The following is a 12704-nucleotide window of genomic DNA, read 5'->3' as shown; positions in this document are numbered from 1 at the left end:
CGATGGTCGTTACCGGAACCGTCGACGGCCTTCATTACGAACTCCATGGCGGTCCCATCGCCGGCCGCGAGGCCGTGCTGATGTCGTCTGGCCTGGGCGGTTCCGGCAGCTTCTGGGGACCGCAGATGGCGGCCCTGACCGCGCGCTGGCCGGTGGTGCTGTACGACCACCGCGGCACGGGCCGCAGCGTGCGCGAACTGCCGGCCGACAAACCCTACGCGGTCGACGACATGGCCGAAGACATGGTCAGGGTCATGGACGCCTTGGGGATCGCCAAGGCCCACGTTGTCGGCCACGCGGCCGGCGGCAATGCGGGCCTGGCCCTGGCCCTCTCCCACCCCGACCGGCTGGGCAAGCTGGTCGTCGTCAACGGCTGGTCGCGGCCCGACCCGCACATCAGGCGCTGCTTCGACACGCGCCTGCACCTGCTCAACGACACCGGCCCGGCCGCTTACGTCCATGCCCAGGCCCTGTTCCTCTATCCGGCGACATGGATCTCGCAGAACAGCGAACGCCTGGCCGCCGAGGAGCCGCACCACGTGGCCGGCTTCCCGCCCAAGGCCGTGATGCTGGCCCGCATCGGCGCCCTGCTCGCCTTCGACATCGACGAGCGCCTGCCGCAGATCACCCACCCGGTGCTGGTCAGCGCCACGGCCGACGACATGCTGGTGCCGGTCACCTGCGCCCATCGCCTGGCCGATCGCCTGCCCAACGCCGTGCTCGACGTGCTGCCCTGGGGCGGACACGCCTCGACGGTCACGGATCCGGACGGCTTCAACGCCTCGCTGGTGAAGTTCCTGGAGGGGGCGTGACGGACATCGCCAATCAGATCCTCCCCCTATGGGGGAGGTGGCCCAGAGGGCCGGAGGGGGGACGTTTTCAGCCTCCGCGGACTTGGCCGGCTTCGCAGCCACTCCCCCCTCAGTCGCTTCGCGACAGCTCCCCCACAGGGGGAGCATTTTTCTCATCGCACCCACCACCGCTCATAAGGGGGCACTAACACCATGCAGGTCGGCGTCTTCATCCCCATCGGCAACAACGGCTGGCTCATCTCCGAGACCGCGCCGCAGTACATGCCGAGCTTCGAGCTCAACAAGACCATCGTCCAGAAGGCCGAAAGCTACGGCCTGGACTTCGCGCTCTCGATGATCAAGCTGCGCGGCTTCGGCGGCAAGACCGAGTTCTGGGAGCACAATCTCGAGAGCTTCACCCTGATGGCCGGCCTGGCGGCCGTGACGCAGAAGATCAAGGTCTTCGCCACCGTCGCCACCCTGACCATCCCGCCGGCGATCGTCGCGCGCATGGCCTCGACCATCGATTCCATCGCCCCCGGCCGCTTCGGCATCAACCTGGTCACCGGCTGGCAGAAGGCCGAATACAGCCAGATGGGCCTGTGGCCCGGCGAGCAGCACTACACCGACCGCTACAACTACCTGGCCGAATACGCGACCGTGCTGAAGGACCTGCTGGAGACCGGCGTCTCGGACTTCAAGGGCAAGTATTTCACGATGGACGACTGCCGGGTCAGCCCGCACCCGCAGGAGACCAAGCTGATCTGCGCCGGCTCGTCGGACGAGGGCCTGGCCTTCACCGCCCAGTACGCCGACTACAGCTTCGCCCTGGGCAAGGGGACCAACACCCCGACCGCCTTCGCCTCGGTCAACAAGCGCCTGGAAGCGGCCGCCGCCAAGACCGGTCGCGACGTCGCCTCGTTCATCCTGTTCATGGTCATCGCCGACGAGACCGACGAGAAGGCCCTGGCCAAGTGGCAGAAATACCGTGACGGGGCCGACCAGCAGGCCCTGGCCTGGCTGACCAACCAGGCCGCGCCCAACGCCGCGGCCGGAGCCACCACCAACACCGCCCAGCTGGCCGCGCCGGAATCGGCGGTGAACCTCAACATGGGCACCCTGGTGGGCAGCTATGAGAGCATCGCACGCATGCTCGACGAGATCGCGCAGGTTCCCGGCACCGGCGGCGTGCTGCTGACTTTCGACGACTTCGTCCAGGGCATCGACGACTTCGGGACCAGGATCCAGCCGCTGATGAAGAGCCGGAAGTAGAGCCAGGAACCTCCCCCTCTGGGGGAGGCGGCCAAAGGCCGGTGGGGGGACGTTTTCAGCTGCCGCGGCGCCTGGCCGCTTCGGCAACGACGCCCCCCACCGATCGCTTCGCGATCCCCTCCCCCACGGGGGGGAGGTTTCATGCCTAGTCCAGCGTCATCATGTCGATCAGCTTGACCCGGAAGATCATCACGCTGTTGGGCGGGATCTCGCCGGCGGCGCGCTCGCCGTAGCCGAGCGACGGCGGCACGAACAGCGTCCATTCGTCGCCGACCTTCATCTTCGGCAGGGCCTCCATCCAGGCCGGCACCAGGCCGCCCAGCGGCGCGATCAACGGCTTGCCGCGCGCGAACGAGCTGTCGAACACCGTGCCGTCGACCAGCTTGCCCTCGTAGTGGACCTTGATGATCTCGCCTTCCTTCGGCGAGGGCGCGTCCTTCGCGCCCGCGGTCGTGACCTTGTATTGCAGGCCCGACGGCAGGGTGATCACGCCCGGCTGCTTGGCGTTGGCCGCCAGCCAGGCGGTGGACTTGGCCAGGTTCTCGGCGGCCGGATTGGCCGTGACGTTCGGAGCCGGGGCCGGCGTCGGCGCGGTCTGGGCCAGGGCCGGAGCGGTCAGGGCGAAGGACAACCCCAGGGCGATGAGAGCGGTGCGCATGTTTGAGCGACTCGTGTTATCTATGCGACGAAATGTCAGAATAGACATTCGGCTGTACGAGAGCACACTAAAAACCGAGGGCTCGTGTTCAGCCAGAAGAAGAATGGCCATTTTCTACTTGGACCGTTCTTCGCTCGTCGGGAAGGAAACGTCATGGCCAGGGCTACTGGCGGCTCATTGAGCGGAGCGCATTGGTGGCAGCGCCACCCGATGTTCGCGCTCTTCGTCGGCTGGGTGGTGATCGGCTCGCTGGGCCTCGCCGTCGCCGTTCAGCTGTGGCCTATCCTCGCGCGCCTTACGCCGCTCGCCTGAAGGCGTGCTCGGCGAACTCCAGGAAATACAGCCCGTTAGGACCGGACATGCGCCCGCTCACCGGTCAGGGCCACGCCCGCCGGCAGGTCGCGGCGTCTCACCGCTCGTCCGCCCGGGCGTAGAGGCCCAGCATCGTACCGACGAAGCCGCCGGCGACCTTGGTCGACAGGATGGTCCCGTCCTGGTCCCGGGCCAGGCTCGTCCAGGCGCCGTCACGGGTTGCGTAGGCGAAGTCGTAGAGCCCACCGCGCGCCTCGATCCGCAGCCGCACCGGCGCGCCGGCCGCGACATCCAGCGGCGCGCGGGCCACGACCACGCCGTCGACCGGATCCTTCGGCCCCGCCCGCTTCTCCAGGCGCACCTCGGGCCGACCATCCGCGCCGCCGGCCACGGTCAGGGCGTAGAAGAATTCGTCGTTCTGCAACGCCACGATCCCGGCCCGGTCGCCGTCGCCCTTCGGCGCAAAGCGCACCGTCGTCTCGGCGCTGGCGTTGAGGTGCTGCTGGCGGCGCGCCCAGATCGACGGCTGCTCGAACCCGCCCAGGCGATCGAGACGCGCCTTTAGCACCAGCGATCCATCCTTCAGCTCCCACCACCGCCCCGTCGGGATGCGCATGGTCATCCAGTCCAGGCCCAGGGCCTGGCCGTCGAAGGTCTCGCGTACGGTGAAGGCCCCGGAGGTCGGCGTCCTCGGCGCCGGTCCCGCCGGCAGGTTCGGGCGGGCGGCCGCGTAGGGGATGGCCGTCCTAGGCGGCAGGATCACCGGCCAGCCGTCCTTCCACTCCACCGGCAGCAGGAAGGTCTCGCGGCCGGTGTTGTACGCATCGTCGCCATAGGGCCGCACCGCCAGGAAGGTCGCCCACCACTGGCCGTCCCCAGTCTGCACGAGGTCGGCATGGCCGGCCGAGGTGATCGGATGGGCGCGGTCCCTGGGCAGGTCGCGCTGGGTCAGGATCGGGTTGCCGGCATAGGGCGCGTAGGGTCCGGTCACCGTGTCGGCGCGCAGCACCACCTGCGAGTGGCCCTCGGCCGTGCCGCCCTCGGCGGCGGTCAGGTAGTAGCGGCCGTCGACCTTCTGGATATGCGGGCCTTCGATCCAGATCGGCTTGGTGGACGGATCCACGCCCCCGTCGACCAGCACCGAGCGCGGCCCGACCATCTTGCCGGCCTTGGGATCGTATTCCTGGATCCAGATCGCCCGGTGGCCGTCATAGCGCGACGCCCCCTGCGGCGGGCCGTTGTTGACGATCCATGCCCGCCCGTCGTCGTCGAAGAACAGCGAGGTGTCGATGCCGTCGATCTGCGGCAACCACACAGGATCCGACCACGGCCCCTTCGGATCCCTGGCCGTGACCAGGAAGTTGCCGCCGCAGTCGACGCAGGTGTTGAGGATGTAGAACACGCCTGCGTGCTCGGTGATGGCCGGCGCGAACACCGCCCGCGACATGGCCAGCCGCTTGAAGTCCAGCTGGCCGGGCCGGTCGATCGCGTTGCCGATCTGGGTCCAGTTCACCAGATCCTTGCTGTGGAACACCGGGATGCCGGGGAACCAGGCGAAGGTCGAGTTGACCAGGTAATAGTCATCGCCCACCTGCGTGACGCTGGGGTCGGGATAGAAACCCTTGAGGATCGGGTTGGCGTACTGGCCAGGCGCCAGCGGCGCGTCGGTCGGGTCCTCGCCGCTGTAGGTGAACGCGTCGAAGGCGGCCGTTCCGGGGGCCAGGGGCGCGGCCTGGGCGGCGCCGGCCAGCAGCGACAAGGTCAGGGCGGGGGCCAGGGCGAGACGCAGCAGCATGACCGCTCTCCCCTAGCGCGCCGGCGCGTCGCGCAGGGCCTGGGCCACCGCCTGGCGCAGGGGCTTGGGCGCATAGGCGTCGTCATAGAGCGTCGGCCGCTTGGGGGCCTTGTCCTGGCGCAGCCACTGGTTCTGAAGCCACGAATACTTGTCGACCATGCCCCAGGCCAGAATCTCCTTGGTCTGGCGATAGCTCAGCATCAGGTCGAGATAGGCCTTGCCATAGGCCGCCACGGCCGCGTCGCGCTGCGCGAAGTCGACCGGCAGGCCCTTGTCGTGGACGTCGAACTCGGTGAGCGCCAGGTCATAGCCCATACCGACGGCCTCATCGACCAAGGCCCGCCATTCCTTTTCCTGCGGCCGGCCAAAGCCCGTGAAGCTGTCGGCGTTCTCGGCCCCGATGTGGCTCTGGATCCCAAGGGCGTCGACCGGCACGTTTCGCTTGCGGAAGCCCTCCAGCAGCTTGAGCACGCCAAGGCGGTGCTTCTCGTTGCCGGCCTCCCAGCTCATATAGTCGTTGTAGACGAGCCGGGCCTTGGGGGCTGCCTTGCGGGCCAGGTGGAACGAAGCGTCCAGCACCGGCTCGACCCCGCCCATGGCGTCGGAGAAGACCGTGCGGCGCAGGGCCCCGTCGGCGGGATCGACGGTCTCGTTGACCACGTCCCACGAATAGATCTGCGGATAGTGGGCGCACACCTTGTCGATGTGCTGGGCCAGCATGGCCTCGACCCTGGCGGCGGGCCTGGACCCGAAGTCATAGTCCTTCAGCCAGGCCGGGAACCACTGCGGGTGATGCCACAGCAGGGTGTGGCCGCGCAGGCCCGCGCCGTGCTCGGCGGCGAAGGCGGCGATGCGGTCGGCGCGCTCGAAGGCGAAGGCCTGCTCCGCCGGGCGCAGCACGTACCACTTCAGCTCGTTCTCGGGGACCAGCACCCCGCACTCGTCGGCCAGGATGGCGCGGTAGCGGGCGTCTTCGAACGAGCCGGTCAGCGATCCCGGCGGACCCGCGCCGACGGCGCTGCCGAAGACGAGCCCCTTCTGGGCGGCGAGGGACTTGAGCGGCTGGATCTTGCTCTCGGCCAGGGCCGGCGACGCGGCCAGGGCGGCGCTGGCGCCGAGCAGCGCGTGACGACGGGTAATCATACGAAACCCCACTCAAAGAAACCGCGCACCGCGGGAGCGCGATGCGCGGATGAAGTCGGCAGGAGAAACAGGCGCGCGGCGAAGAGCGAGGGCCGCGCGCCCGGGTACGCGGTACTAGAAGCTGGCGCGCAGCACGAAGGTGTAGCGCCGGTCGTTCATGAACCACGAGCGGCCCGTCTTCAGCAGGTTGCTGTTGAGCACCTGGGTCGTGCGGGTGGTCTCGTTCAGCAGGTTCACCGCCTGCACCCCGACCTTCACCTTCGGATTGACGGTGTAGAAGAACGAGCCGTCCAGCTGGCCGGTGGCCTCGTTCATGATCGGGGCGTAGGGCACGATCACGTCGCGGACGGTGAGCAGGAAGTCCGAGCGCCAGTTGTAGGCCAGGCGCGCCGAGATCGGCCCCTTCTCGTAGATCGCCGCGAAGTTGACGTTGTGCTTGGACAGGCCCTGCAGCGGCAGCTTGCTGGTGTCGACCGTGGTGACGCGGCCGGCGGCCACGTCGGGGTCGGTGGCCGACAGGGTGCTCTGCGGGACGCCGTTGCTCTCGATGTAGCTGTAGTTGGCGTTGATGCCGAACCCATCCAGCGGCTTGGGCAGGAAGTCGTAGAACTGCTGGTAGCCGATCTCGAAGCCCTTGACCGTCGCCTTCTTGTCGGAGTTGCCCGGCGTGGTCACCAGCACGTCGAACGTCGCCCCATTGTTGGTGAAGGGCACGCGCGCGGTGGTGTTGGTGGCGACGTCGGACAGCTCCTTCCAGAAGGCCGCGAAGGTCAGCGAGCCGACCGGCGCGAAGTACCATTCCACCGAGGCGTCGACATTGGTCGACTGGGTCGGCTTCAGGAAGGGATTGCCGACGGTGACGTTGCCGGTGGGCTGGCCGCTGGTGATGCCGTCGTTGTTCGTGTTGAGGGCCAGGTTGTAGTAGTTGCGGGTCAGGCCGATGTCGGGCGGCGTCATCGTCTTGGAGACGCCCAGACGGTACTGCAGGCCGTGCGGGGCCATGATCTTCACGTTCAGGCTGGGCAGCCAGTAGTCGAATGAGGCCTTGGCGGTGCTCGGCGTCAGGGCGCCGTTCGACCAGGCCCGGGCCGCGGCCCGCACCTGCGGCGTCAGCGAGCAGAACGACGAGGCGACGAAGGGCTGCTTGGGTTCGGGCAGCGCCAGCCAGTTGTTGAAGGCCAGGGTGCAGTCGGCGTCCGTGGCCAGGCTGGTCGAGATCGGGAACGCCAGGTAGCCGGTCGCCTCGCGGTCGGTCTTGGTGTAGCGCAGGCCGATGTTGCCGCTGATCTTGTAGTCGCCGACATCGCCCTTGAAGCGGGCCATCAGGTAGGCGGCCTTGGTCACCTCGTTGACCGGGTTGATCTCCTGCGGACGGAACGGCGTGCCGGCGGTGACGCCGCAGCGCTGCGCCAGCGGCACCCAGTTCTGCGGGCAGCCGCCGGCCAGACGGTCACGCCACTCGTCGCCGACCGACAGCAGGAACTGCGAGACCGAGCCGTAGTTGTCGACCAGGTTCTGCGAGAAGAACAGGCGCGGATCCGAACCCGTCGGCACGCCGGTCTTGCCGCGCAGGAAGTTGTCGAAGGCGTAGGCCTAGACGAAGCGGGTGCTGTTGGCGCCGCCGGCGGTGGTCGGGCTGCCATTGATGGGATCATCCATCCACACCGGGCCGCCGCTGCCCCAGATCTCGCTGACCACGCCCCAGTTGTAGGCCGAGAAGCGGGTGGTCTGGTCGCGTTCCGACCAGCGGGCGCCGCCCTTGATCGAGTCCAGCCAGCTGTCGTTGTTGAGCTTGTATTCGACGTCGATCTTGACCGCGTCCTCGGTGCCTTCCGACTGCTCGATGTGGTCCATCGCCGAGCGCCAGAAGTTGTTGTACGGGTCGCTGAGGCTGGCGTGGGTCCCACGGGCGTAGGACGGGCAGTTGTTGTTGAACGGCGCGCAGTTCGACACCGCCGTGCCGCTGGACGGAGCGGTGAACTTCACGTCCGGCAGGTCGTTGCCGTTGAGGGTGATCGAGGCGTTCTGGAACGTCGAGCCCCACATGCCCATGCTGATCGCGTCGACCGTCGAGTCCACGTGCTGGGCGTCGAACAGCACGCCCCAGTGCTCGTTCGGCGTCCACTTGAAGTTGAAGCCGTAGTCGGTGGTGATGTTGGTCGTGTTCTCGTCGCGACGGACGTTGTTCGACTGCAGGCCGTTGATCGGCGTGCGCGGGTCGGACCCGTTCTGGTCGGCGCGCCAGCCGGTGACGCCGGTGATGATCCCGTTGGTGAAGACGCCGTCCTCGTCGAACGAGAAGGTGGTGCCGTCGGCCGGGCGCGAGTCGCCGTTGCCGGCCACGTTGTCGGTGGCGATCTCGACGGCGTGCTCGGTCCACTTCACCGTCGACTTCGAGCGCAGGTACTGCAGCGAGGCCTGCATCGTGCCGTCGTTGCTCTTCCACTGGATCGCGCCGGCCTGGCCCTGGCGTTCACGGTCGTTGGTGGTCGAACGGAACGCGGCCCCGCGCGGGAACCACACGCCCTTCGCGCCATTGCCGCAGTCGGCGCTGGCGACGCCCAGGTTGGTGCGGCAGCCGAAGTTCGACACCTGGATGGCGTCGCTGCGGCTGGCCAGTTGCGAATTGACGAAGCTGGCCAGGACGCCGACCTCGCCGAAGCTGGTGTCGAAGCGGTCGCTGTAGAGGAATGAGTAGGTCGGCTTCCACTCCTTGACCATGTCGCCATAGCTGGCCTCGGCCGACATCGACAGGATGCGCTTGTTGCTGTCGAACGGCAGGCGCGTGCGCAGGTTCACCGTGCCCGAGATGCCGCCTTCGATCAGGTCGGCCGAGGGGCTCTTGAACACGTCGACGCCGCCCATCAGTTCCGACGGCACGTCGGCGAAGCTGAGGATGCGGCCGTTGTTGGCGGTGAAGGTGTCGCGGCCGTTCAGCTCCGAGCGCACGAAGTTCAGGCCGCGGACCACGACGCCCGAGCCTTCCACCGAGAAGTGGTCGGGGTCGACGCCGGCGGCGAAGCGGTTGATCGACACGCCGGGCACGCGCTGCAGGGCTTCGGTCACCGAGCGGTCCGGCAGGGCCCCGATGTCCTCGGCGGTGATCGAGTCGCCGATGATCTCGGACGACTGCTTCAGCTGCTGGCTGCTCTTGAGGCTCTGGCGGATGCTGGTGACGACCACCTCGTCGACCGTGTCCTCGGTAGTCTTGCCGCTGGCCGGAGCGGTCGTCTGGGCCAGGGCCGACGCCCCGAACACCAGGCTCAGCGCCAGGGCCGACGCCCCGCACTTCAGGCCGAATTTCAGGTTGTCGCCGAGAGTCTGGCGCCCACGCGTCGCGGACGCTCCGTTGACGGAGCTCATTCTTTTATTCCTCCCCAGTCCCGGTAGCTCGGTAGCGCTACCATTGGTCATATGTCGAGACCATTATTGGTCTGATGATATGGCAAAGGTCGACCACGTCAAGGGCGTTGACATAACCCCGTAACGCCACTCAACACGCCACTCATCCTTTTGTTCTGAAACGACTTTTTCGGCAGAAAAGGCGCTTCGGCGATTTTTCGCCTGCGGGAAACGTGACAAATGCGGACAGCGCAGTCAATTTACGACCCGCTTGAAACGGCGTTCAAAGCCGTGCGGACATAAGATCTTCTGGGGCGGGAAAGCGTATCATGTCAGACCAACGCGTGAGGTCCGTCGTCGTCGTGGGCGGCGGCACGGCCGGGTGGATGACGGCGGCGGCGCTGGCCAAGACGCTCAGCGCCCAGGGGCTGAAGATCACCCTCGTCGAATCCGAAGCCATCGGCACGGTCGGCGTCGGCGAGGCCACCATCCCGCCGATCCTGACCTTCAACGCCATGCTCGGCGTCGACGAGCGCGAGTTCATGCGCGCCACCAAGGCCAGCTTCAAGCTGGGCATCGAGTTCGTCGACTGGGGCGCGATCGGCGAGATGTATCACCACCCGTTCGGGACCTTCGGCCTGGACCTGGAGGGCATCAAGTTCCACCAGGTGTGGCGCAAGTTCGCGGGCCTCGCCGGCCCGATCGGCGACTACAACCTCACCGAGGCCGCGGCCCGCCGCTGGCGCTTCTCCCTGCCCGATCCCGACCCGTCCAAGGTCATGTCGAGCCTGCGCTACGCCTACCACTTCGACGCCGGACTCTATGCCCGCTTCCTGCGCGGCTTTTCCGAGCAGCGCGGCGTCGTCCGCATCGAGGGCCGCATAGGCAAGGTGGACCAGAACGGCGAGACCGGCTTCGTCGAGGCCGTGGTGCTGGAGGACGGCCGCCGCGTCGAGGGCGACTTCTTCGTCGACTGCACGGGCTTTCGCGGCCTGGTCATCGGCCAGGCTCTGAAGGTCCCTTACCAGGACTGGGGCCGCTGGCTGCCCAACAACCGCGCCGTGGCCATCGGCTGCGAGCTGGGCGGCGACGGCCTCACCCCGTTCACCCGCGCCACCGCCCGCGAGGGCGGCTGGCAGTGGCGCATCCCGCTGCAGCACCGCATCGGCAACGGCTACGTCTATTCCAGCCATCACGTCGACGACCAGCGGGCGCTCGACACCCTGCTGGCCAACCTCGACGGCGCCCCGACCGACGAGCCCAACTTCCTGCGCTTCACGCCGGGCCGGCGCGAGCGCGCCTGGGAGAAGAACGTCTGCTCGATCGGCCTGTCGGCCGGCTTCATCGAGCCGCTGGAAAGCACCAGCATCCACATGATCCAGGCCGGGATCACCAAGCTCTTGGCCCTGTTCCCCGGCAACGGCGTCGATCCGCTGGAGATCGACGAATACAACCGCCTGACCGCCGAGCAGGTCGACCGCATCCGCGACTTCGTCATCCTGCACTTCCACGCCACCCGCCGCGACGACACCGACTACTGGCGCTACCTGTCGTCGATGACCGTGCCCGACAGCCTGGCCCGGCGCATGGAGCTGTTCGCCCATCGCGGCCGCTGGTTCCCGTCGGAATACGACCTGTTCCACGAGCCCAACTGGCTGGCCGTGCTGCTGGGCCAGGGGATCGTGCCGGAGGAGTGGGACCCGCTGGTCGACAGCCTGCCCGACGACCAGGTTCGCCAGCGCCTCTCCCACCTGTCCGCCCTGATCGCCCGCACCGCCGAGGCGATGCCGGACCACGCCCAGTTCGTCGCCCGCTACTGCGGCGCGGCCCAAGGAGTCGCCGCATGAGCAACGACCGCATCCGCCACGTCGTCATCGTCGGCGGCGGCACCGCCGGCTGGATGACCGCCGCCGCCCTGGGCCGCTTCCTCAAGGACGGGGTGACCAAGGTCACGGTGATCGAGAGCGAGGCCATCGGCACGGTCGGGGTCGGCGAGTCGACCATCCCCCAGATCAACATGTTCAACCGCATGCTGGGCCTGGACGAGGACGACTTCCTGCGCCGCACCAAGGCCACCTACAAGCTGGCCATCGAGTTCCGCGACTGGAAAGAGATCGGCCACACCTACCACCACCCCTTCGGCCCCTACGGCGTCGACATGGAGGGGGTGTCGTTCCACGCCTATTGGCTGCGCTACCAGGCCATGGGCGAGGCGGCCGACCTTTCCGAATATTCGCTGCAATCGCTGGCGGCGGCCCAGGCGAAGTTCCAGCGGCCGACGGGGCAGAAGAACTCGCCGCTGGGCGACATCGCCTACGCCTTCCACTTCGACGCCGGCCTCTACGCCCGCTTCCTGCGCGACTACGCCGAGGCCCGCAGCGTGCGCCGCATCGAGGGCCGGATCGTCGACGTCGCCCTACGCGGAACCGACGGCTTCGTGGAATCGGTGACGCTGGAGAACGGAACCGTCGTCGCGGGCGACCTCTTCATCGACTGCTCGGGCTTCCGGGGCCTCCTGATCGAGGGCGCGATGAAGAGCGGCTTCGAGGACTGGTCGCACTGGCTGCTCAACGACCGCGCCGTGGCCGTGCCGTGCGCCTCGGGCGGCTCGACCGATCCGGTCACCCGCGCCACCGCCCGCCCGGCCGGCTGGCAATGGCGCATCCCGCTGCAACACCGGATCGGCAACGGCTACGCCTTCTCCAGCGAGCACATCAGCGAAGACGAGGCGACGGCCTACCTGCTGGCCAATCTCGACGGCGAGCCCCTGGCCACACCCTGGACGCTGAAGTTCAAGGCCGGCCGCCGCAAGAAGAGCTGGAACAAGAACGTCGTGGCCATCGGCCTGTCGGCCGGCTTCATGGAGCCGCTGGAAAGCCAGAGCATCCACCTGATCCAGGTAGGCATCTCGCGCCTCCTGGCCATGTTCCCCGACCGCCGGTTCCAGCAGCCCGACATCGACCGCTACAACCGGGTGATGACCTTCGAGTACGAGAAGATCCGCGACTTTCTGATCCTGCACTACAAGGCCACGGAGCGCTCGGACACGCCCTACTGGGACTATCTGCGCGAGATGGAGATCCCCGACTACCTGGCCGACAAGATCGCCGTCTTCGAAAGCCACGGCCGGATCTTCCGCGAGAACGAGGAGCTGTTCAACGACACCTCCTGGTTCGCCGTCATGGTCGGCCAGGGCCTGAAACCCAAGGGCTGGGACCCGATGGCCGACGTCATGAGCGACGATCTGCTGCGCGCCCGCATGAGAGAGATCCAGGCGGTCATCGCCCGCTCGGCCGAGGCCATGCCTGACCACATGAGCTTCGTGGCGGATCGGGTGGCGCGGGCGCAGGCGGCTTAATTCGCAGCGTGGTCCTCGTCCTTCGACAAGCTC

Annotated in this window: 8 protein-coding genes and 1 pseudogene; 5 read left to right on the top strand and 4 right to left on the bottom strand. The window is 67.6% G+C overall.

Annotation, left to right across the window (positions count from 1 at the left end):
- Positions 1-2 precede the first annotated feature (2 nt).
- Entirely contained in the window at positions 3-812 is an 810-nt protein-coding gene (rutD, locus tag DDF62_RS17920; protein WP_116490365.1) for a pyrimidine utilization protein D, read from the top strand.
- A gap of 192 nt (positions 813-1004) precedes the next feature.
- Positions 1005-2063, top strand: coding sequence for a pyrimidine utilization protein A (gene rutA / locus DDF62_RS17915; protein WP_116490364.1), 1059 nt, complete (start codon positions 1005-1007; stop codon positions 2061-2063).
- 145 nt (positions 2064-2208) lie between these two features.
- Here rutA and DDF62_RS17910 read toward each other — a convergent pair whose 3' ends face one another.
- Positions 2209-2721 (bottom strand): FKBP-type peptidyl-prolyl cis-trans isomerase, encoded by a 513-nt coding sequence (locus DDF62_RS17910; RefSeq protein WP_116490363.1) that lies wholly within the window; start codon positions 2719-2721, stop codon positions 2209-2211.
- A gap of 84 nt (positions 2722-2805) precedes the next feature.
- On the opposite strand from DDF62_RS17910, the gene DDF62_RS25420 reads away from it, so the two are divergent.
- A complete protein-coding gene (locus DDF62_RS25420) occupies positions 2806-3033 on the top strand; it encodes a hypothetical protein (protein WP_133244948.1) in 228 nt (75 codons plus the stop codon).
- Positions 3034-3130: 97 nt separating this feature from the next.
- Here the strand turns inward: DDF62_RS25420 and DDF62_RS17905 are convergent, their stop codons facing one another.
- From DDF62_RS17905 to DDF62_RS17895, 3 genes and pseudogenes are all read right to left on the bottom strand, one after another.
- Entirely contained in the window at positions 3131-4828 is a 1698-nt protein-coding gene (locus DDF62_RS17905) for a glycoside hydrolase family 43 protein (protein WP_116490362.1), read from the bottom strand.
- Positions 4829-4840: 12 nt separating this feature from the next.
- Entirely contained in the window at positions 4841-5971 is a 1131-nt protein-coding gene (locus tag DDF62_RS17900; protein WP_116490361.1) for an endo-1,4-beta-xylanase, read from the bottom strand.
- Positions 5972-6085: 114 nt separating this feature from the next.
- Positions 6086-9334 (bottom strand): annotated as a pseudogene (locus tag DDF62_RS17895) (TonB-dependent receptor).
- 308 nt (positions 9335-9642) lie between these two features.
- On the opposite strand from DDF62_RS17895, the gene DDF62_RS17890 reads away from it, so the two are divergent.
- Entirely contained in the window at positions 9643-11160 is a 1518-nt protein-coding gene (locus DDF62_RS17890; RefSeq protein WP_116490360.1) for a tryptophan halogenase family protein, read from the top strand.
- Entirely contained in the window at positions 11157-12671 is a 1515-nt protein-coding gene (locus DDF62_RS17885) for a tryptophan halogenase family protein (protein ID WP_116490359.1), read from the top strand. Before DDF62_RS17890 ends, DDF62_RS17885 begins: the two co-directional genes overlap by 4 nt.
- Positions 12672-12704: the final 33 nt, after the last annotated feature.

This window comes from Caulobacter radicis (assembly GCF_003094615.1).
Lineage (GTDB): Bacteria > Pseudomonadota > Alphaproteobacteria > Caulobacterales > Caulobacteraceae > Caulobacter > Caulobacter radicis.
Note: the sequence above shows the minus strand (reverse complement) of the source record. Positions and strands in the feature narration are given on the sequence as shown.

Excerpts from the sequence above, each read along its gene's own strand:
- DDF62_RS17885 (WP_116490359.1), top strand. The coding sequence starts at position 11,157 with ATGAGCAACGACCGCATCCGCCACGTCGTCATCGTCGGCGGCGGCACC.
- rutD (WP_116490365.1), top strand. The coding sequence starts at position 3 with ATGGTCGTTACCGGAACCGTCGACGGCCTTCATTACGAACTCCATGGC.
- DDF62_RS17910 (WP_116490363.1), bottom strand. The coding sequence starts at position 2,721 with ATGCGCACCGCTCTCATCGCCCTGGGGTTGTCCTTCGCCCTGACCGCT.
- rutA (WP_116490364.1), top strand. The coding sequence starts at position 1,005 with ATGCAGGTCGGCGTCTTCATCCCCATCGGCAACAACGGCTGGCTCATC.
- DDF62_RS17905 (WP_116490362.1), bottom strand. The coding sequence starts at position 4,828 with ATGCTGCTGCGTCTCGCCCTGGCCCCCGCCCTGACCTTGTCGCTGCTG.
- DDF62_RS17900 (WP_116490361.1), bottom strand. The coding sequence starts at position 5,971 with ATGATTACCCGTCGTCACGCGCTGCTCGGCGCCAGCGCCGCCCTGGCC.
- DDF62_RS17890 (WP_116490360.1), top strand. The coding sequence starts at position 9,643 with ATGTCAGACCAACGCGTGAGGTCCGTCGTCGTCGTGGGCGGCGGCACG.